Annotated in this window: 16 protein-coding genes; 9 read left to right on the top strand and 7 right to left on the bottom strand. The window is 54.9% G+C overall.

From position 1 onward, the window contains the following. The first annotated feature begins 5 nt into the window (after positions 1 to 5). The 3 genes from BLR09_RS23760 (at position 6) to BLR09_RS23750 (ending at position 6072) form a co-directional block, all read left to right on the top strand. The gene (locus BLR09_RS23760; protein ID WP_093208586.1) at positions 6 to 980 is read left to right on the top strand and encodes a FecR family protein; all 975 of its coding nucleotides are present in this window, start codon (positions 6 to 8) and stop codon (positions 978 to 980) included. A 188-nt stretch (positions 981 to 1168) separates the two neighbouring features. Beyond that, positions 1169 to 4513, top strand: a complete 3345-nt coding sequence (locus tag BLR09_RS23755) for a TonB-dependent receptor (protein WP_176785656.1) — start codon at positions 1169 to 1171, stop codon at positions 4511 to 4513. Between the two features lie 56 nt (positions 4514 to 4569). After that, positions 4570 to 6072 (top strand): RagB/SusD family nutrient uptake outer membrane protein, encoded by a 1503-nt coding sequence (locus BLR09_RS23750; RefSeq protein ID WP_093208577.1) that lies wholly within the window; start codon positions 4570 to 4572, stop codon positions 6070 to 6072. A 56-nt stretch (positions 6073 to 6128) separates the two neighbouring features. On the opposite strand, the gene BLR09_RS23745 is transcribed toward BLR09_RS23750, so the two are convergent. Further along, the gene (locus tag BLR09_RS23745; RefSeq protein WP_176785655.1) at positions 6129 to 6959 is read right to left on the bottom strand and encodes an MOSC domain-containing protein; all 831 of its coding nucleotides are present in this window, start codon (positions 6957 to 6959) and stop codon (positions 6129 to 6131) included. A gap of 191 nt (positions 6960 to 7150) precedes the next feature. Here BLR09_RS23745 and BLR09_RS23740 point away from each other — a divergent pair, with 191 nt between their 5' ends. Together BLR09_RS23740 and BLR09_RS23735 are read left to right on the top strand one after the other, a co-directional pair. After that, on the top strand, positions 7151 to 7642 hold the full coding sequence (locus tag BLR09_RS23740; RefSeq protein WP_093208573.1) for a MarR family winged helix-turn-helix transcriptional regulator: 492 nt from the start codon (positions 7151 to 7153) through the stop codon (positions 7640 to 7642). A gap of 49 nt (positions 7643 to 7691) precedes the next feature. Further along, entirely contained in the window at positions 7692 to 8285 is a 594-nt protein-coding gene (locus tag BLR09_RS23735; RefSeq protein WP_093208569.1) for a YceI family protein, read from the top strand. Positions 8286 to 8509: 224 nt separating this feature from the next. Here the strand turns inward: BLR09_RS23735 and gloA2 are convergent, their stop codons facing one another. Genes gloA2 through BLR09_RS23710 form a run of 4 tightly spaced genes read right to left on the bottom strand, consistent with a single transcriptional unit; the run spans position 8510 to position 11183 of the window. Next, positions 8510 to 8893 carry an SMU1112c/YaeR family gloxylase I-like metalloprotein gene (gloA2, locus tag BLR09_RS23725; protein ID WP_093208562.1) on the bottom strand — a complete coding sequence of 128 codons (384 nt, stop codon included), beginning with the start codon at positions 8891 to 8893 and terminating at the stop codon, positions 8510 to 8512. A gap of 3 nt (positions 8894 to 8896) precedes the next feature. Then, positions 8897 to 9646 (bottom strand): ABC transporter ATP-binding protein, encoded by a 750-nt coding sequence (locus BLR09_RS23720; RefSeq protein WP_093208559.1) that lies wholly within the window; start codon positions 9644 to 9646, stop codon positions 8897 to 8899. Between the two features lie 35 nt (positions 9647 to 9681). Beyond that, complete coding sequence (locus BLR09_RS23715; protein ID WP_093208683.1) at positions 9682 to 10410, bottom strand: MlaE family ABC transporter permease; 729 nt, start codon at positions 10408 to 10410, stop codon at positions 9682 to 9684. A 26-nt stretch (positions 10411 to 10436) separates the two neighbouring features. After that, a complete protein-coding gene (locus tag BLR09_RS23710) occupies positions 10437 to 11183 on the bottom strand; it encodes a hypothetical protein (protein ID WP_093208556.1) in 747 nt (248 codons plus the stop codon). A 108-nt stretch (positions 11184 to 11291) separates the two neighbouring features. On the opposite strand from BLR09_RS23710, the gene BLR09_RS23705 reads away from it, so the two are divergent. The 3 genes from BLR09_RS23705 (at position 11292) to BLR09_RS23695 (ending at position 15783) form a co-directional block, all read left to right on the top strand. Continuing rightward, a complete protein-coding gene (locus BLR09_RS23705) occupies positions 11292 to 12023 on the top strand; it encodes an SDR family NAD(P)-dependent oxidoreductase (RefSeq protein ID WP_093208552.1) in 732 nt (243 codons plus the stop codon). 102 nt (positions 12024 to 12125) lie between these two features. After that, positions 12126 to 13067, top strand: a complete 942-nt coding sequence (locus BLR09_RS23700; RefSeq protein ID WP_093208550.1) for an ROK family protein — start codon at positions 12126 to 12128, stop codon at positions 13065 to 13067. Positions 13068 to 13269: 202 nt separating this feature from the next. Continuing rightward, on the top strand, positions 13270 to 15783 hold the full coding sequence (locus BLR09_RS23695) for a glycosyl hydrolase (protein WP_093208679.1): 2514 nt from the start codon (positions 13270 to 13272) through the stop codon (positions 15781 to 15783). Here the strand turns inward: BLR09_RS23695 and BLR09_RS23690 are convergent. Beyond that, positions 15780 to 16277: a cytidine deaminase gene (locus BLR09_RS23690; RefSeq protein ID WP_218126708.1), complete on the bottom strand. Its 498-nt coding sequence runs from the start codon at positions 16275 to 16277 to the stop codon at positions 15780 to 15782. The genes BLR09_RS23695 and BLR09_RS23690 overlap by 4 nt on opposite strands. Before the next feature lie 176 nt (positions 16278 to 16453). Between BLR09_RS23690 and BLR09_RS23685 the strand changes: the two genes are divergently transcribed. Next, positions 16454 to 18253, top strand: a complete 1800-nt coding sequence (locus BLR09_RS23685; protein ID WP_093208548.1) for an acyl-CoA dehydrogenase family protein — start codon at positions 16454 to 16456, stop codon at positions 18251 to 18253. Between the two features lie 62 nt (positions 18254 to 18315). On the opposite strand, the gene BLR09_RS23680 is transcribed toward BLR09_RS23685, so the two are convergent. Continuing rightward, the gene (locus tag BLR09_RS23680) at positions 18316 to 19377 is read right to left on the bottom strand and encodes an alkaline phosphatase (protein ID WP_143011208.1); all 1062 of its coding nucleotides are present in this window, start codon (positions 19375 to 19377) and stop codon (positions 18316 to 18318) included. Positions 19378 to 19437: the final 60 nt, after the last annotated feature.

Below are 19437 nucleotides of genomic sequence, written 5' to 3'. Positions count from 1 at the left end.
AACCCATGAATCAGCACGCATTCGACCAACTGTTGGAAAAGTACCTCGCGGGGGAATGCACACCCGAAGAGGAGCGGTTGATCCGTGAGTGGGCCGACCGGACAACGGGTAAGGCGCCGGCTCCGCTGACTCCGCAGGAGCGCGCCGATACCGGCCGGCGGATCCGGGTGCGGCTGGAAACGGACCTGTTTCCCCGGACCCGGCGCCTGTGGTCCCTGTGGGCTGCTGCTGCGGCCATCCTCGTCGTCATTTCCCTTTTCTGGATCAGGCAGGAGCCGCGGCCGGAAATACAGGATGGCGTCATGGTCCACAATACCGACAGCCCCCTGAAGCAGATCCGCCTCGAAGACGGCACCCTGGTAACGCTGAAGGAGGGAAGCCGGCTGACCTATCCGCCCCGTTTTGCGCGGAAGGCGCGGGAGGTATACCTGACCGGTGAAGCTTTTTTTGAAGTCAAACGGGATGTTTCCCGGCCGTTTATCGTGCATACCGGCGACCTGGTGACGCAGGTACTGGGAACGAGCTTCACAGTGCGGTCGTACGACGAAGCGCGGTCGATCGAGGTGCAGGTCGCAACCGGTCGCGTCGCCGTCTATAACAACGCAACCCGAACGGGCGGAAACACCCGGGACGGCATGATTCTGACACCTAACCAGAAAATTACGTTCGACAAGCATTCCAAGCGGCTTTTGCCGGGGATTGTCGACACACCGGCGGTTATCCGCCTGCCCGAGCAGAAGGCGAGCTTCGTTTTTGACGAAGCGCCGCTGCCCCGGGTATTGGAGCTGCTGAAAGAAACCTATGGCATTGATATCGTCCTGGAAAGCCACCTGTTTGACCAGTGTGTGTTTACCGGAGACCTGAACGACCTCCCTCTTTTTACCCAGATGGACCTTGTCTGTAAATCGATTGACGCGACGTTTGAGCGGAGGGGAACGACCCTGTTTATTCAGGGAGACGGCTGCGGCGGAAAACGCTGAGAAACAGCCTGTATAGCTGAAGGATACCCTGTATCATCAAAAAGCCGGTAATGGTGCGAGCATTACCGGCGGCATACTGCCGGGCTGAAAATCAGCCGGGAGTGATCTGTTTTTGCTTCTGTATTACTACAAAAACGCTTGAATCTATGAAGAAACGCCTATTAAACAAAAGGCTGGTCTTGTTGGCTATGCGAATCACATGTACCCAATTGCTGCTGGCTGTCCTCTTCTGCAGCCTTTCGTTTGCCCACCCGGCGCGGGCGCAGGAAGTGCTGAACCGGGAGGTTACGGTCCGCGCGGAATCAGTAACCGTCAAACAACTCCTTAAACAGATCGAGGAGCAGGCTGATATCCGCTTTGTTTACAGCTCTTCCGCTATTCAGACGGATCAGAAAGTGTCGTTCGCGGTGAACAGGGTACGGTTGTCCAACGTACTCGACGAGCTGTTGGGAAAACTCCGGATTTCGTATGAAGTAGTCGGTAACCGCATTTTGCTCCGTCGTCAGAATCAATCCTTTATCCCCGCGGCCGATATCCGCATGGAAATCGAGCAGCTGGTAACCGGTACGGTCACCGATGAAAAAGGCGAGCCGCTTCCCGGTGTAAACGTGGCCCTGAAGGGTACCACCACCGGCGCGGTAACAGACAAGGACGGTAAGTACAAACTGAACGTGCCGGACGCCCAGGTCAACGGAACGCTCGTGTTTTCCTATGTTGGCTATATAACAAAGGAAGCGCCAATCGGCGCAGGCCGGACGGTCGTGGATATGCAACTGCAAACGGATACCCAGGCCCTGAGCGAAGTGGTTGTCGTGGGATACGGCTCGCAGAAGCGGTCAGATCTGACGGGTTCGATCGCTACCGTGAAGCCTTCTGATCTGCGCTCACAGGGAAGTAATACGGTGCAAAAAGCCCTCCAGGGCCGCGTACCGGGGGTGAGTATTGAATCGGCAGGAGGTAACCCGGGCTCCGGCGTACGTATTCTGGTACGCGGCGCCGGTTCACTGAATAACAATGACCCGCTGTATATCGTCGACGGAGTACAGGTAGCGAACATCAACAACATTCTTCCCTCGGATATCGCGTCGATCGATATTTTGAAAGATGCCTCGGCAGCGGCTATCTATGGCTCCCGGGCGGCGAATGGCGTCGTTTTGATTACAACCAAAACGGGCAAGAAAGGCGAAAACAAAATTGATTTCAACGCCTACTTCGGCGTGCAGCAGCTGGCGCACAAAGTCGACGTGCTGAACGCTTCCGAATGGGCTACCGTCAGCAACCGCGCGCACCAGGCGGCCGGTTTGCCGACGCTTGATATTGCGAAGAATCCCGAAACCCTCGGCGCCGGAACCGACTGGCAAAAGGCCATTTACCAGACCGCGCCCATGCAGAACTACGAGCTGAGTGCGAGCGGCGGCGGCGACAACTACAACTACAGCGTTTCCGGCGGGTACATGGATCAGGATGGGATCGTCAAGCTGACGAACTACAACCGCCTGAACCTCCGTGTCAAATCTGACTTTACGAAAGGCCGTATCCGGATCGGGGAGACCATTCTGCTCTCGCGCGAGCGCTGGCGTACTTCCGCAGGCGGCTGGGGCGGACAGGGTGGCGGCCCGGTTGGCTCCGCGCTGAAAATGATACCGGTATTCCAGATTTATGATAAGACAGCCGTCGGCGGTTTTGGCGGGGCTTACGGACCGGTGACAAACATCGCCAACCCCGTCGCGCAGTTGTACCTCGAAGACCCGAAGAACTCGTCGACCAACGCGGTCATCAACCTCTTCGCCGAACTCACCCTCGCGCAGGGGCTGAAGTACAAGTACAACGTCGGCTATACCAACACGAATACCTATAATTACGACTACACGAATCCGTACAAAGTAGGCGCACTATTTCTCAACGAAAACGCCGACCTCAGCGAAAGCCGCGGAGAAGGAACGCTTTTCCTGCAGGAACATACCCTGACCTGGGACAAGTCGATCAACAAGCACAACTTCCAGCTCCTTGGCGGGTTTACCTTTCAGAAGGGCGCTACGCGTACCCTGAGCGCTTCCAAGAGCGGCATGCCGGACGGCATTACGGTAATCGATGCAGGTACTACCAACACGGCTGCCGGTAGTAATCTGTACGAAAACGCGTTGGTTTCCTACCTGGGTCGCGCGGTGTATTCGTACGACAGTCGTTATCTGTTGACGGCCACGTTCCGCCGGGACGGATCTTCCCGTTTCGGATCGACGAACCGGTTCGGCAATTTCCCGTCAGTCGCACTAGGCTGGAACGTCGCCAACGAAAACTTCTTTGCCCCGCTGAAGAAGACGATCAATAACCTGAAACTCCGCGCAAGCTATGGGGTACTGGGGAACCAGGAACTGACCGATTACCAGTATAGTCCGGTTATTTCCCTCAACGCCAACTACGTCATCGGGCAGGATCAGCACTTGTGGGCCGGCTCGATTCAGCGGGCGTTTGCCAACTCCTCCATCAAATGGGAAACATCCAAAACCTCTGATATCGGTGCGGACGTCGCGTTGTTTGACAACAAGCTGAACGTGACGATGGATTACTTCGTCCGGAAAAACTCCGACATCCTCCTTCAGGTACCCATCCCGATTTCCACCGGGTCGAGCAGCAGCCCGTATATCAACGCCGGGCAGGTGACGAACCGCGGTTTTGAACTGGGTCTGACCTATAATAATCAGGTCGGAGAGCTGACCTATCAGGTACAGGGAACGTTTACGTCCATCAAAAACCAGGTAGATCAGCTCGGTACGGGTAGCCAGCAGATTTTTGGCGGACAGCCGACGCACCACGGCGCTTCGGCGACGGTCACCCAGGCAGGCGGCCCGATCGGCGCTTTTTACCTGATCAAGACCAATGGTATCTTCCAGTCGCAGGCCGAAGTAGACGCGTATACCAAAGACGGCGTCAAGATTCAGCCCAACGCTGCTCCCGGAGATATCCGTTTTGTAGATGCCAACGGTGACGGCGTGATTTCAGACGCCGACCGCGTTTATGCCGGCAGCCCGACGCCGAAGTTCCAGTTTGGCCTGGGTGGTAACCTGTCCTGGAAAGGCATCGATCTCTCCATTTTCTTCCAGGGAACGTATGGAAACAAAATTTACAATGGCCTTCGCATGGACCTGGAAGGCATGAGCGAAGAGTACAACTACGCGAAGTCTACCCTCAATGCCTGGACGCCGGAGAACCACTCCGGCATTCCCCGCGCGGTGATCAACGACCCGAACTACAACAGCCAGACGTCTGACCGTTTCCTCGAAGACGGCTCCTATGTCCGTCTGAAGACTCTGCAACTCGGGTATACGCTTCCGAGAACCCTGCTCGATAAGGCGAAAATCTCGAACTGCCGGTTGTACCTGAGCTTTGACAACCTGTTTACGCTGACGGGCTACAAAGGCTTCAACCCGGATCTGGGCCGTACGTCGTCGATCCTCGACCGCGGCGTCGACTTCGGTCACGTTGCGTATCCGCTGGCGCGTACCTCCATGCTGGGCGTTCAACTGTCGTTTTAATCTCATCCGGGAAGGGGAGTATTCTCCCGCAGTTTCCCTTCTGAATCGAACTGAATATGAAAAAATACATAGGCATGCTGGTTCTGGCGGCGCACCTGATGGGGTGTACCGGTGAGCTGGAACTCGTTAACCCCAACGTAACTACGGCTGAAACCTACTGGAAATCAGATGCTGACTTCCTTTCTGCGATGGCGGCTACCTACAAGGTTTTCAAGGATGTGAACAACGGCTACTGGGGCGTGCGCGGCGTTGAGCTGACAAACGGCCGGGGCGATGATTTCTTCATCCGGAACGACGTCAAGGACCTCTATCAGTTATCTACGTTTACGAATACGCCCACTACGGGGACACCGTCTTCCATCTTTTCCGGCGCGTTTACCGGTATATTCCGGGCGAATCAGATCATCGAAAATGCGCCCGGTTCGCCGCTGAGCGATGCTTCGAAAAAGCAGTTTATCGCCGAAGCCAAATTCATCCGGGCTGTCAACTACCTCCACCTCGCCATCAATTTCGGAGCAGTACCCCTTATCACGAAAGTACCGGTGGACCGGAGCCAGTATTTTGTAAAACAGTCGCCGGAAGCCGACGTATGGGCGCAGGTAGTGGCTGATTTACAGGCTGCCAAAACAGACCTCCCGGTTGCGTACTCCTCTGACTATGTCGGACGGGCGACGCAGGGAGCCGCCATCGGCTACCTGGGCAAGGCCTACCTCTACCAGCAAAAATGGGCGGAAGCCGAAGCGGAGTTCAAACTGCTGATGAGTGCGCCGTTTACCTACCAGCTTCTGGCCGATTACGGTCAGAATTTTCTGAAGGAATATGATAACAACGCTGAATCGGTTTTCGAAATCCAGAACCAGAACGTAGGGGGCTCGCAACCCTGGGCGGGGGAAAATGCCAACGAATCGCAGGGGGTGACAACTGCGCAGGAATTTGCGCCCTCCGAAGTACAGGGATGGTTTGAAGTATCGCCGACGGACAAGATTTTCAACGAATTCCAGAAAGAAAAAACGACAACGGGCGATTTTGACCCCCGGATGTATGCTTCACTGGTTTGGGATTACCCCGGCGCGACGTTCTACAACAAGCCGTTCAGTTCCTTTTCGCTTGTATTCGGATACAAGTCCATGATCAAGAAGTATCAGAACTACAAAGACAACAACGAGGGAATTTACATTTCGGAAATCAACGAGAAAGCCATGCGTTTCGCCGATGTCCTGCTGATGTACGCCGAGGCGCTGACTATGCAGGGTAAAGCGGCGGAAGCCTATGCGCCGCTCAACCGGGTCCGGAACCGCGCCAAGCTTGCCAACCTCGCAACGGGCTTTACGCAGGACCAGCTCATGGCCGAAATCCGCCACCAGCGGGCTATCGAACTCTTCCGGGAAGGCGTGCGGTTTTATGACCTGAAGCGCTGGGGATTATTGAAGACGGAAATCGCGAACAGCGACAAAATCGGCAAGGAATTCTTCAACGAAACGAAGCATACCTACTTCCCGATCCCGCAAAACGAAATCAATACCAACCCGGCGATTGAACAGAATCCGGCCTGGAAATAGGCCATCTTCCCATGTGAAAGCGGCCGGAGCGGGGTGACCCGTTCCGGCTTATTTGTTTACAGCGGAGGATTTTTCCGGGTGTGGACGACGACTTCGTCTCCCACTGAAATACGACCGAGCTCCGGACCGGGCAATATATTCTGACCAAAAAGGATTTTGCTGTTCCAGTTCCGGTACCGGGCCAGCGTGCGGAGCGGTTCTTTTCCTTTTTCAGCCGTTTCGGGGTCGATGGTGGTCATGACGCACCGGGCGCAGGGTTTGACCGCAAAAAAGGCCTGCGAGCCGATTTGAAAGGAATGCCAGGCGTCTTCGTCAAACGCCGGACCGCCCGTAAAAACCATATTCGGCCGGAAACGGAGCATCGGTAGCGGCGTTTCGAGTCGGCTGTTGAGGTCGTCCAGCGACGATTGTCCGATCAGCAAAAACGGGTATCCGTCTGAAAAACTGGTGATTTCGTGGTGATGGGCATACCGGGGGTCTACCGGCCGCCGCGTGGCCTCCGGCTGGTAAATCAGCCGGCAGGGGCGGGAGAGTACTTCCGTAAACCACGCGTCGGCGTCGGAGAAGCCCGTTTGCCCGGGCATGGTATCGTCCCATACCTGAACGTCGACGGTATTCGTTGAAGAAGAAGCTAACGGAATGACCAGTGGGTCGACGGGACGGGTTTTATGCCGGACGAGGAGCGCGTCGTCGGTCAGCTCAACACGCAGCAAGGCCATTTCGGGAAAAGTACGCTGGGAAAGGAACCGGCCGGTTTCGTCGACAAGCATCCAGCGCCGGTCATGAGCTAAACCCCGTTCGGTCAGCGTGGCGGAAGTAAGCGAAATACCTCCCAATGACTTAATCGGGTAAATCCACAGCTCGGAAAGACGCAGGTTTTGGGGCATAGTTGGTGGCGATAAGCTATAGGCTTTAAGCTGTAGGCTATACGCTGAATGCCCGTCGGCGTGTACTGCCTATAGCTTACAGCTTAAAGCCTATAGCTTCCTTTTTACATTTATTAACAAGAAAAAAATCGATACAATGTATATACATTTAATGTTGATGTATATATTTGCATCCACATTGAAGCAACGCCATGACAATTGAAGAGGAAATAAAACAAAAAACGTTCGCAAGTCCGCATCACAAGGTCGTGGTAAACCTGATTTACACGAATAACTGGCTGGTGAACCGGCATGCCGATGCCTTGAAGCCCTTCGGGTTGTCTATTCAGCAATACAACGTACTTCGCATTTTGCGGGGACAGCACCCGAACGCGATTACGGTCAACGCGATTATTGACCGGATGCTCGACAAAATGTCCAATGCCAGCCGTCTGGTAGACAAGCTGGTGGTAAAAGAGCTGGTTAACCGGGTGGAATGCCCGAAAGACCGGCGGGCCGTGGACGTGAGTATTACCGAAAAAGGCCTGGATCTGCTGGCGGAAATCGACCGGCATTCCGGGGAGTGGCAGGCGGATATCGTCGAACGGTTAAGCGACGAGGAAGCCGAGCAACTAAGCGGTCTGCTTGACAAGATCCGGTCGACCGAATCCGTTGACTGTGACGGAAATCCTGTAGAGAGTTAATTCCTCCTTATACACAAAACCAGTTCCCATCTATCAATCGAAACACACAATGAAAACGATTAAATTCTTCGCTGCTGCTCTGGCTGCTACTGTCCTGTTCGTGAACGCAGGCAAGAAACCCGTTCCCGTGAAAGTAGACGCTGCCAAGTCGACCGTCAACTGGCTCGGCAAGAAGGTAACCGGACAACACAGCGGAACCATTGCCCTCAAAGAAGGCCAACTCCTCCTCGATGGCAAGAAACTGGTTGGCGGTAGCTTCACGATGGACATGACCACTCTGGCCGTTACCGACGTGAAGGACGAAAAAATGAACGGCAAGCTGAAAGGACACCTTTCTTCTGACGACTTCTTCGGCGTAGCCAACTACCCGACGTCTACCCTGAAGGTAACGAAAGTAACCCCGAAAGGTGGCAACGCGTACGAAGTAACCGGCGACCTGACCATCAAAGGCAAAACGGCTCCGGTAACCTTCCCCGCTACGGTCGACCCGAAAGCTGGTACGGCTACGGCGAAAATCACGATCGACCGCTCCAAGTATGACATCAAGTACGGCTCGAAGAGCTTCTTCGATAACCTCGGTGACAAAGCCATCTACGACGAGTTTGAATTGGACGTGACGCTGGCGACGGCATCGGTGCAGTAGTCAAAGGGAATAAACAGAAAAAGCCCGGACATATCCGGGCTTTTTCTGTTTATTCCCTTTGATTACTGTTTTCAGTTGGGTGAGAGAATGGTTTTGCAGGTTTTTAAGGGTTAGTAACGAATCCGGAAATCCCTCGAAAACCGAAAACCGAAAACCGAAAACCGAAAACCGAAAACCGAAAACCGAAAACCGAAAACCGAAAACCGAAAACCGAAAACCGAAAACTACTCCTCATACAACTCCAACGGCAACCCATCCGGGTCCTCAAAAAACGTAAACCGCCTGTTGGTAAACTCATCCGTCCGGATGGGTTCAGTTGCGACGTCAAACGAGGTGAGGCGGGCAATGGCCGCTTCGAGGTCCCGTACGGCGAAGGCCAGGTGGCGCAGGCCGGCCGCCTCGGGCCGGCTCACACGTGCGGGCGGGTTCGGGAAGGAGAACAGCTCGATCTGGTAGTGCCCGTTGACCGCCAGGTCCAGTTTATAGGAATCCCGCGCTTCCCGGTATACTTCCCGGATGATTTCCAGCCCGAGTACTTCGGTGTAAAAACGTTTCGACGCCGCGTAGTCCGAAGCGATAATGGCAATATGGTGAACGGCCAGCAGCATGAATCAGTGATTTTTCATCCGGCGGATGAGTTGGTTCGCATATAAAAACTCCTGAAGTTCAGGTACGTCCGTGTCGAGGATATTCTGGTTGCTGCCTTCCCAGAGCTTGTGACCCTTGTGCAGAAACATGATGTATTCTCCGATGCCGAGAACGGAGTTCATGTCGTGGGTAATGACGACGGTCGTAATCTTGTATTCATCGGTAATTTCCTGGATGAGCTCGTCGATTTTGACACTCGTCAGCGGGTCCAGGCCTGAGTTGGGCTCGTCGCAAAACAGGTATTTCGGATTCATCACGATGGCCCGGGCAATGCCTACCCGTTTTTTCATCCCTCCGGAAATCTCCGACGGCATGCGCTTGGCGGCATTTTCGAGCCCGACGCGCTGGAGGCAGAATTCGGCCCGCTCTATCTTTTCTTTTTCCGACTGATCCGTCAGCATGTCCAGCGGAAACTTCACGTTTTCGAGGACGTTTTTTGAGTCGAAAAGCGCCCCGCCCTGAAAAAGTACGCCCATTTCCCGGCGGATATCCCGTTTGACGTCGGCGTTGCCCTCCCAGAAATCCCGGCCGGCATACAACACGTTGCCGGCTTCCGGCTTAAAAAGTCCGATGATGCACTTCAGCAGCACCGATTTCCCGGTGCCCGATCCGCCGATGATCAGGCTGCAATTCCCCGGTTCAAACTTACCGGAGATGCCGTCGAGCACCTGACGTCCGTTAAAGGCTTTGCTTACATTCTGAATTTCAATCATGGTATCATCCGGGCCGGGCCCGTTACATGGCTTTATTAAAGAAGGAGCTGTGCGAGCAGGTAGTCGGCCACAAGGATGGCGATACAGCTGTTGGTTACCGCTGTGGTACTGGCCTTGCCGACCTCCAGAGCGCCGCCTTCTGTATAATACCCCTGAAACGCGGAAATAGAAGTGATCAGAAACGCGAATACCACTGTCTTGATCAGCGCGAAAGGTACGTTGAACGGGATAAAATCGGCCCGGATGCCGTATATGTATTCGTCCGGGGTGATCGCGCCGGTGAGTGTACCGGCTACATAACCTCCCCAGATGGACAGAAAACCGGCAATCGTAATCAGCATCGGAAAAACCAGTACCGCCGCCAGGATTTTCGGCAGGACGAGGTAGGAGACCGAATTAAGACCCATCACCTCCAGGGCATCTACCTGCTCCGAAATCCGCATGGTACCCAGACCGCTGGCGATATTGGAACCGACCTTTCCGGCCAGTACGATGGATGTGATGGTCGGAGCCAGCTCCAGCAACGTCATGTCCCGGACAATCAGCGAAATGACATAATCAGGAATAAATGGACTGACGAGGTTGTAGGCCGTCTGCACACAGGTTACCGCTCCGATAAACGTCGATACGATGGAAACGATAAAAATGGAGTCAATACCGAGAAGGACGGCCTCCTCCAGGGTTTGCCGGGCATAGACGGAAGCTTTTTCCCGTCGCCGGAACAACATCCCCAGAAAAATAAAATAGCGTCCCAGTCTGGTCAATAGATTCATGGCTGTAATCAATTAGTTCAGAAGAAAAACCCCGCTCCGAAGCGGATACTCAGCGTTCCGGCGGTTTGGGTAAAGCCTGGCCGGACGGTGTCGAGGGTCACCGGTCCGAGGCTGCCTTTGACAGAAATATCGTCAAACTTCGGATGGGAGCGTAGTCCGTCCACATCCGCAAACACACGAAACGCTCCAGTGACGTGGTACGTCAGGCTGCCGCCGGCTCCGTAAGTAAACGACGCAGCGCTCGACTCAGCCGTAACAACCGACAGCGGATAGTCCTTGCCGTCGAGCGGGCTCGTTGCCGTACCGTCTCCGCGGATAACCGGAAACTGCATATACATGATACCGCCGTTGAGCCGGATATCTACACGCAGGCGTTCTCCCAGGTAAAAAGCGTAATAGGGGGAGAGGTACCCGGTGACGAAGCGAAAATTGTTGGAGGAAGTACCCAGCGACTTGACATACGGCTGATACGCCGCCGGCAGGTACTGCTCTTTGAGGTATTCTGTCATCCGCTCATTCCGGACGGCATGCTGCCAGACGGCGCCGGTCAGTGCGAGGCCCCAGTGACGGCCGAAATCATGCCCGATCGTCAGTCCGATATTCGGACCCGTCCGGACCAGCTTTGCGAGGTCCTGAGTTTCAGCGTCTTCGAATTTTCCGTATGGAATGCTCAGGCCGGCCCCGACCTTGATGAAGAAATCCGATTGTGCGTGAACGAGGGAAGCGACCAGCAACAAACCCGACAGAAGGGCGTATTTTCGCATCTTGGGGTTAAATTTTTTACGAATTAAACGATTGTAGACCCGTTCTGTATCCCCTTTTCCGGACGATCTTTCGGGAAAGTTACCAAACGGATAATTAACTGATTGACTATGAGTGAATTAGTGAATAACGAAGCAAGGCCGCTGGCGGTCGTGACCGGCGGAACCAAAGGGATCGGACGGGCGATCCTGCGCCGTTTTGCGGCCGGCGGTTTCGACGTTGTGACTACAGCCCGGCATGGGAGCGACCTCGAAACCCTGCGTCAGGACACGGAATCGGCCTTTCCGGGTTGCAGGGTTTTCATTCTGGCTGCCGACCTGGGTAGCCGGGAAGACGTGGACCGGTTCGCGGCGTTTGTCTCTTCCCTCGGCCGTCCGGTCGATTTCCTCGTCAACAATACCGGCGTTTTTCTGCCCGGACAGGTACATAACGAGGAGGAGGGGACCTTTGAGACCATCATGCAGGTAAACGTCGCTTCTGCCTACCACCTCACCCGCGCGCTCGTCGGCGGGATGATCAGCCGGAAGAAAGGCTACATCGTCAACGTCTGCTCTACGGCGAGTATCACGGCCTATTCCAACGGCGGGTCTTACTGTATCTCGAAATATGCCTTGCTGGGGATGACGAAAGTCCTCCGCGAAGAACTCAAAACCCACCAGGTGAAAGTGACGGCGATTCTGCCGGGGGCTACCTTTACCAACAGCTGGGCCGGTACCGACCTGCCTGAAAGCCGTTTCATGGCGCCTGAGGATGTGGCCGAACTGCTCTGGACGTGTTACCATCTGTCACCTTCCGCTGTGGTAGAGGAAATTCTGGTCCGTCCGCAGCTGGGAGATCTGTAAGTTTTTTCACGCGGGGCGTCGTATTTTAACCGGATAAAAAGCAGAAAACACTATTTTCGCCCCAGTTTTGAAATTAATTTAATAAACCTGTTTCCTTCATTCATGGCCGATAATCAGTACCTAGGGATAGACGTTGGTGGAACGAACGTCAAAATGGGCCTCGTAGATGCTACCACGGGTAAAATTTCCAACTTTTACAGCCACGATACGCTCAGCTGGCGGCAGTCGGGACACTTTGAGGAACGTCTCGGAGATGCAATTTCCCTGCAACTGCTCGATCATCCCTCCATCACGAAAGTCGGAATCGGTCTTCCGGGTATGATCAACCGGAAAAGAACAACTCCCATTGAAATCACAGCTATTCCCGAACTGAACAATATTCCCCTCGTGGAGTACCTCAGCAAGCGGTTTCCGGGTGTTTCGTTTTTCCTGGAAAACGACGCTAACGCAGCTGCGCTGGGAGAGTTCTACTTCGGCGAAGAGAAAATCGACGAGAACTACATCTTCATCACGCTCGGAACGGGCGTTGGCGGAGCGGCTATTCTCAACCGTCGCATCTTCACGGGTGGTAACGGCAATGCGATGGAGCCTGGCCACATCCCGTCTGCCAACGGAAAGGTACTCGAACGGAATATTGGCAAAAACGAACTGCTCCAGCTCGCTGAAAACATGCGGGCAGAGTATACCGGAGAAACCCAGCTTCCCGGCGACGGCTCTATCTCAACCACCGGCCTCGTTGCCGCGGCGGTTGAAGGAGACGACCTGGCGCTGAAGATCTTCGATAAAGTAGGGGAAATCCTCGGCGACGGACTCGCGTCCCTCGTCCGCATTCTCGATATTAACCTGATCCTCATCGGAGGCGGTCTGTCGGCGTCGTTTGAATTCATCATGCCGGCGGTACACCGTCGCCTGCAATACTGGCTGACGCCGTACAACCTCAATACCCTCCAGATCACGCGTGCCACCCTCGGTAACGACGCGGGACTGCTGGGCGCCGCTTCCCTGTGCTTCGATGTACAGGACGGCGCCGGTGCCGGAGAATAAACAGCAGGCCATGAAGAAAAGGGCCGGATGCCGTCAGGTATCCGGCTTTTTTTGTGTCAGGTAAACGCAATAGGCTTTTGTGTTTTTCGAAGGAAATCCTCGTTTCCGCCACAGAAACCCTATTTCATTTCCGGGAATCGGGACAGCGCCGGACAGCTTTGTCAGCTTTATTTTGTTCTTTTGCGGGATTAATTTGAACAGAATGAAGTACCTGGTTTGCCTGTTTTGGTTCCTTTCGGTCGTCGCAACGGCCCAGTCTCCCACCCCCGTCAACACGGCCAAACCCTGGGCCTACTGGTGGTGGATGGGCAGCGCCGTCACCGAAGAAGGCATTCGGAAAAACCTGGATGATTTCGCCGGAGCCGGGCTTGGAGGCCTGCACATCATCCCCATCTACGGGGTCAAAGGATATGAAAAGGACTTTCTCGCATTTCTCAGCCCGAAGTGGAATGATATGCTGACCTTCACCGTCCGCGAAGCCGCCAAACGGGGGATGGGCATCGACCTGTCACTCGGGACGGGCTGGCCGTACGGCGGGCCGTGGGTACCCACAGCCGATGGTGCGCGGAAGTTCGAATTCCGGAACGATTCCCTGCAGATTGTACCTACCGGACAAAAAGTCAAACGGGCAGCGCCGGGCGGCGAAGGCCTCGTCGTTAATCCGTATGACGCCGGAGCGGTAGACCGGTACCTGGCTCATTTCATGGCCAATCTCCCCGCCGGAAACGGCATCCGGTCGTACTACAATGATTCCTATGAAGTATATGGCGCAAACTGGACGAACGATTTTGCTGCTGAATTTCAGCGCCGACGGGGATACAGGCTTCCCATGTCTGTCCTCCAAAAGAAGAAAGACCTGTCGGAGGAGGATCGCCGGATGTGGGCCGACTACCATACGACATTTTCTGAACTGCTTCACGATCGGTTTACGAAACAGTGGACCGACTGGACCCGTACGCAGGGAAAGGTAACCCGTGATCAGGCTCACGGTTCGCCGGCCAATATTCTCGATCTCTACGCGCTGGCTGATATTCCTGAAACCGAATACTTCGGCAGCAAACAATACCGGATTCCCGGCTACCGGCTGGACAAAGCCTATGATTCGACGCGCTTCGGCGTGCCGGGTACGCTGACGATGCAGTTTGCGTCATCAGCCGCGCACCTGACAGGCCGGCCGTTGGTCTCCTCCGAAACGTCCACCTGGCTGGGGGAGCATTTCCGGGTATCGCTTTCTCAGATCAAACCGATTGTGGATGAGTTGTTTACGGGTGGAGTAAACCACATCTTTTATCACGGTATTCCCTATTCCCCGCCGGGGGAAAAATGGCCGGGCTGGCTGTTTTATGCCTCCACCAACTACAATCAGCAAAGCCATTTCTGGAAAGATCTGCCGGAACTGAACCGGTATATCACCGAATGCCAGACCCGCCTGCAGGCCGCAAAACCCGATGCACAGGTATTGCTGTACTTCCCGATTCAGGATATCTGGCACGGCGTAGCGGCCGGAGAGGCGCCTTTTCTGTTTGATGTACATGCCAATTCCCGCCGCTGGCTGAACGATACGCCCTTTGGCGCGACTGCGTCACACCTGCGCCAGGCAGGTTACCAAACTGATTTTGTTTCCGATCATTTGCTGGAAAGTTTTTCGGTGAAAGAAGGAAAGCTGGTATCCGGCGGTGGTGCGAGCTACCGGGTATTGGTTGTTCCGGCTGCGGAATTCCTCCCGGACGAAACCCTGCGGACGCTCGAGCGACTGGCGAAGGCTGGCGCCCGCATTCTTTTTGAACAGGATATTCCCGCTAAAACGGCGGGGTATCGTCGTGATGAACAGGCATTCAAGACGCGCAGAGAGGCATTGCGGCCGCTCGTAACGATCCGTCCGGATGTGGTTTCGGGACTGACCGGTTTGGGTGTGAAAGCCGAACGCTTGCCGGGTCTGTCCTTTATCCGGAAGAAAAATGCCGAAGGAACGATCTATTTTATTACAAACTTATCGGATTCCTTCCACCGTGGACCGATTGGACTGGCTACAACCGGCCTGTCTGCCCAGTTGTTTGACCCGCTTCACGGGCGTGCCGGCTATGTGCCGGTGGCGCAGCAGGCAGACAGTACGCTGTCGCTGGAGCTCGCGCTCGAACCGGGCGAGTCGGTCTTCATTCAGACCTACCCGTCACGCCGCAAAGGAATACCCTGGCCGGAGACGCCCGTTTTCAAAGACTCGCTGAATCTTACAGGTATCTGGCAGATTGATTTTCTGGAAGGAGAGCCGAAAATGCCGCCTGCGCTGGGTACGTCCCGGCTGGTATCGTGGACGGAGCTCGATCACGTCGAAAGCGAAGCCTTCAGCGGCACGGCCCGGTACACGCTTTCGTTCCGGCTGCCCGCAGCCTGGAAAGGCCAGAAAGACGGCTACATCGACCTGGGAGAAGTACGGGAATCGGCGGTGGTTCGGCTGAACGATCAGGTAGTCGGTAAAACCTGGTGCCTCCCGCACCGGCTCCGGCTTCCGTCGGGCTTGCTGAAGGCAGAAAACAAACTGGAAGTAGACGTCACCAATCTGTCCGCCAACCGCATCCGCGCGCTGGATGCGGAGAAATTTCCCTGGCGGAAGTTTTATGATATCAATTTTGTCAGCATCCGGTACGAACCGTTCGACGCCTCGAAATGGGAGCCGGAACCTTCCGGGTTGCTGGGACCGGTTGTTCTGCGTCGCTAGGCCCGGTCAAACAAATCATCCGCATCAAATTTCACCGGCAGCAGATCAGCGATGGCGTTCATAGCCAGCACGCCGCCACCGGGTTGCAGCATGAGGAGCCGGATAGGCTGCTTTTGCCGGTGTTCGTATTCCAGCAAAGCCTGCCGGCAGGCGCCACAGGGCGATACGGGTTTGAAAATCCGGTCGTCTCCCGGCCGGGCTACTACGGCAATCGATAGGATTTTCCGCTCGGGATGGTTGGCGCCGATCCAGAAGATGGCGGATTGCTCGGCGCAGGAGCCGGAGGGAAAGGCGGCGTTTTCCTGGTTATTGGCAGTGAAAATGGTGCCGTCGTCCAGCAATACCGCCGCGCCTACGTGGAAACGGGAATACGGGGCATAAGCCTGGTAAGTGGCTTCTCGGGCACGTTCCAGCAGCGTTTGCTCGGGCGCCGACAGCTCAGTTTCGGTGGAGTAGGCGTTTACCTGGATGCGGAGTTGCAGGGTTTTCATCATGGTTCATAAGAGGAGGGAAGAAGGTAACGCGCAAGCGCCGGCAAAAGTTTTCTCCGAAAAGAAAAATAGGGCTGGGAGCCGTATCTGCGACGTCTTCTGAAAATAGTAAAATAGTATGCTTGCATAATAATACTTCTTTGTCGAACTTTCGGATATCTATCTAAATCAAACAGACTATGATCGCTACCAAGCCAGGAGCTTCTATAAAAGGAGGAGAGTTTCTCATTCAGGACATTCCGGCGGATTCGGTGTTCATTCCGGAAGAATTCGGAGAAGAGCAACGGATGGTTGCCGCAACCTGCGAAGAATTTCTGAATCGCGAGGTACTCCCGCGGATGAAAGAACTGGACGAAGCCAAAAGCTACGAACCCATCGTCGGATTACTCAACAAAGCCGGCGAGCTCGGCCTGCTGGCGACGTCGATTCCGGAAGAGTACGGCGGTTTCGGGATGAATTTCAATACGTCCATGCTCGTGACCGACAAAATCGGCGCGTCCGGAGGCTTTGCCGTCGCGCTGTCGGCGCACACCGGAATCGGCACCCTGCCGATTCTCTACTACGGAAACGAAGAGCAGAAGGCCAAATACCTGCCCAAACTGGCCACCGGCGAGTGGAAAGCGGCATATTGCCTCACCGAACCCGACAGCGGCTCGGATGCCAATTCGGGCAAGACGAAGGCGGTGTTGTCGGCCGATGGCAAGCATTACGTCCTCAACGGGCAGAAGATGTGGATTACCAACGGCGGTTTTGCCGATATCTACATCGTTTTTGCAAAAATTGATAACGACAAAAACCTGACGGCGTTTATCGTCGAGCGTGACTTCGGCGGTATCACCATGAACGAGCCCGAGCACAAGCTGGGCATCAAATCGTCTGATACCCGTCAGATTTTCTTCAACGATTGCCAGGTACCGGTTGAAAACCTGCTGTACCAGCGGGAAGGCGGCTTCAAAATTGCTGTCAATATCCTGAATATCGGGCGTATCAAGCTGTCGGCGGCCTGTATCGGTGGCGCTAAAGCCGTTGCAGCCCAGGCCATTCAATATGCGAAGGAACGCAAGCAGTTCGGAACGGCGATCGCCAGCTTCGGCGCGATTCAGCATAAGATTGCGGAGATGGCTGTGAAGCTATTCGCTTCTGAATCAGCTACCTATCGGGCCGGTCAAAACATCGACGACGCCATTCAGGCCCTCATCGCCGAAGGCATGCCCGAATCTGAAGCCAAGCTCAAGGGGGTAGAGCAATTCGCCATCGAATGCGCTATCCTCAAGGTACACGGATCGGAAGTTCTGGATTATGTCGTGGACGAAGGCGTACAGATCTACGGTGGGATGGGCTACTCCGCCGACGCGCCGATGGAGCGGGCGTACCGTGACAGCCGCATCAACCGGATTTTTGAAGGCACGAACGAAATCAACCGCCTGCTGACGGTGGATATGATTCTGAAGCGGGCCATGAAGGGGCAGCTCGATATCCTCGGACCCGCTATGGCTGTTTCGAAGGAAATCATGAGTATCCCGGATTTCGGTGCAGAAGAAGAGGAAGGCCTGTTTATCAAGGAAAAGAAAGTCATCAAAAACCTGAAAAAGGCAGTATTGATGACAGCCGGAGCAGCCGTGCAGAAATTCATGATGGCGTTTGACAAGGAACAGGAAATCATCATGAACCTGGCCGATATGCTGATCGAAGTATATGCCGCGGAATCGGCGCTGTTGCGGGTTGAAAAACTGATCGGTATCAAGGGCGAAAATGCCGTAGCCGTGCAGAAGGAAGCTGCGCTGGTATACCTCCACGAAGCGGTCGAAAAAGTAGCCTGGGCTGGTCGTCAGGCGATTACGAGCTTTGCAGAAGGAGACGAGCAAAATGTAATGCTGCTCGGCTTGAAGCGGTTTACGAAGATCGATCCGTATAACCTGAAGGAAGCCCGGCGCAGGATTGCTCACGCGGCACTGGAAGCGGGAGGATATCCTTTCTGATCCTGATACTATAAAAAAGTCCTCCGGTGCATCCGGAGGACTTTTTTTGTATCCGATAGGGATTATTTACCCCACCATGCGGTACGGATTTTCTGGTGAACATCCGTATTCGGGAAGATACCCCGGAACAATTCCGCGCCGGGACCAAAGGCAAATACCGGTACCGGGTTGGCGGTATGGTTCGTCCACGTGAATTTGCCTTCTACGACGCCGTTGCGCCAGTCGCCGTTGGTCAATGAAAGTCCGCCTGTTTCGTGGTCGGCGGTCACAATGACGAGGGTTTCACCGTCTTTCTCAGCGAAGTCAAGCGCTGCACCTACTGCCTGGTCAAAATCGAGCGTCTCGGTCAGGATATACTTCAGGTCGTTGGCATGGCCGCCCCAGTCGATCTGCGAGCCTTCTGCCATCAGGAAAAAGCCGTTTTTGTTCTGGTTGAGAACAGTAAGCGCCTTTTCGACTCCCTGCCGAAGCTCGGGGCCGCGGCCTTCCAGTACTTTCTTCGGGTTGACAAAAGCCGTAAATGCGACGAGCTTTCCACCCTTCGCCGTTGTAAAATCAGCTGAGGTATCGGCTACGGTATAGCCATTTTTGCGAAACGTTTCGAGGAGATTCTGGCCGTCTTTCCGTTGAACAAAGTACTTCATGCCTCCGCCGATGACGACGTCAAGTCCGGACTTAACCATCTGACCTGCAATGGCTTCGTGTTCGTTCCGGGATTTGACGTGTGCGTAGAAATCGGCCGGAGTAGCATCGGTGATGTCGCACGTGGTGACGATACCCGTCGCAAGTTTGTGTTGTTTGGCGAGCTCGGCCAGGGACGGGTGGGGGGTACCGGAAGAATCGACTCCGACAGCGCCGTTTTTCGTCTTCACCCCGATGGCGAGCGCAGTGCCGCCGGCGCCGGAGTCGGTGACGAAGTCCCGGATAGGGTGGGTGGTCGACAGCCCCAGGTACGGGAAGCGGTTGAGGTGAATCGGCGCTTTGTTCGCCAGTTGGGCCGCATACACATGGTTGACGCCCATTCCGTCGCCTATCAGCAGGATGACGTTTTTGGGTCGTTTGGCGGTTTGTGCCGAGGCAGCTACCGCCAGCATAGAAAACAAGAGAAAGAAAGAACGAAACATGGTGGTTCGGTTTGAACCGGCAAAAATCCGCGGGAAAGCAGAGATTTCTCCGGCCAATGA

This window comes from Siphonobacter aquaeclarae, from assembly GCF_900103285.1.
In the GTDB taxonomy this organism is placed as follows: Bacteria; Bacteroidota; Bacteroidia; order Cytophagales; family Spirosomataceae; genus Siphonobacter; species Siphonobacter aquaeclarae.
The sequence above is the reverse complement of the archived record's forward strand: the minus strand, read 5'-3'. Positions and strand labels throughout refer to the sequence as shown.

What these genes read in the sequence shown, in the direction of transcription:
- BLR09_RS23760 (WP_093208586.1), top strand. Translation starts at nt 6, where the DNA reads ATGAATCAGCACGCATTCGACCAACTGTTGGAAAAGTACCTCGCGGGG.
- BLR09_RS23755 (WP_176785656.1), top strand. Translation starts at nt 1,169, where the DNA reads ATGCGAATCACATGTACCCAATTGCTGCTGGCTGTCCTCTTCTGCAGC.
- BLR09_RS23750 (WP_093208577.1), top strand. Translation starts at nt 4,570, where the DNA reads ATGAAAAAATACATAGGCATGCTGGTTCTGGCGGCGCACCTGATGGGG.
- BLR09_RS23745 (WP_176785655.1), bottom strand. Translation starts at nt 6,959, where the DNA reads ATGCCCCAAAACCTGCGTCTTTCCGAGCTGTGGATTTACCCGATTAAG.
- BLR09_RS23740 (WP_093208573.1), top strand. Translation starts at nt 7,151, where the DNA reads ATGACAATTGAAGAGGAAATAAAACAAAAAACGTTCGCAAGTCCGCAT.
- BLR09_RS23735 (WP_093208569.1), top strand. Translation starts at nt 7,692, where the DNA reads ATGAAAACGATTAAATTCTTCGCTGCTGCTCTGGCTGCTACTGTCCTG.
- gloA2 (WP_093208562.1), bottom strand. Translation starts at nt 8,893, where the DNA reads ATGCTGCTGGCCGTTCACCATATTGCCATTATCGCTTCGGACTACGCG.
- BLR09_RS23720 (WP_093208559.1), bottom strand. Translation starts at nt 9,646, where the DNA reads ATGATTGAAATTCAGAATGTAAGCAAAGCCTTTAACGGACGTCAGGTG.
- BLR09_RS23710 (WP_093208556.1), bottom strand. Translation starts at nt 11,183, where the DNA reads ATGCGAAAATACGCCCTTCTGTCGGGTTTGTTGCTGGTCGCTTCCCTC.
- BLR09_RS23705 (WP_093208552.1), top strand. Translation starts at nt 11,292, where the DNA reads ATGAGTGAATTAGTGAATAACGAAGCAAGGCCGCTGGCGGTCGTGACC.
- BLR09_RS23700 (WP_093208550.1), top strand. Translation starts at nt 12,126, where the DNA reads ATGGCCGATAATCAGTACCTAGGGATAGACGTTGGTGGAACGAACGTC.
- BLR09_RS23695 (WP_093208679.1), top strand. Translation starts at nt 13,270, where the DNA reads ATGAAGTACCTGGTTTGCCTGTTTTGGTTCCTTTCGGTCGTCGCAACG.
- BLR09_RS23690 (WP_218126708.1), bottom strand. Translation starts at nt 16,277, where the DNA reads ATGATGAAAACCCTGCAACTCCGCATCCAGGTAAACGCCTACTCCACC.
- BLR09_RS23685 (WP_093208548.1), top strand. Translation starts at nt 16,454, where the DNA reads ATGATCGCTACCAAGCCAGGAGCTTCTATAAAAGGAGGAGAGTTTCTC.
- BLR09_RS23680 (WP_143011208.1), bottom strand. Translation starts at nt 19,377, where the DNA reads ATGTTTCGTTCTTTCTTTCTCTTGTTTTCTATGCTGGCGGTAGCTGCC.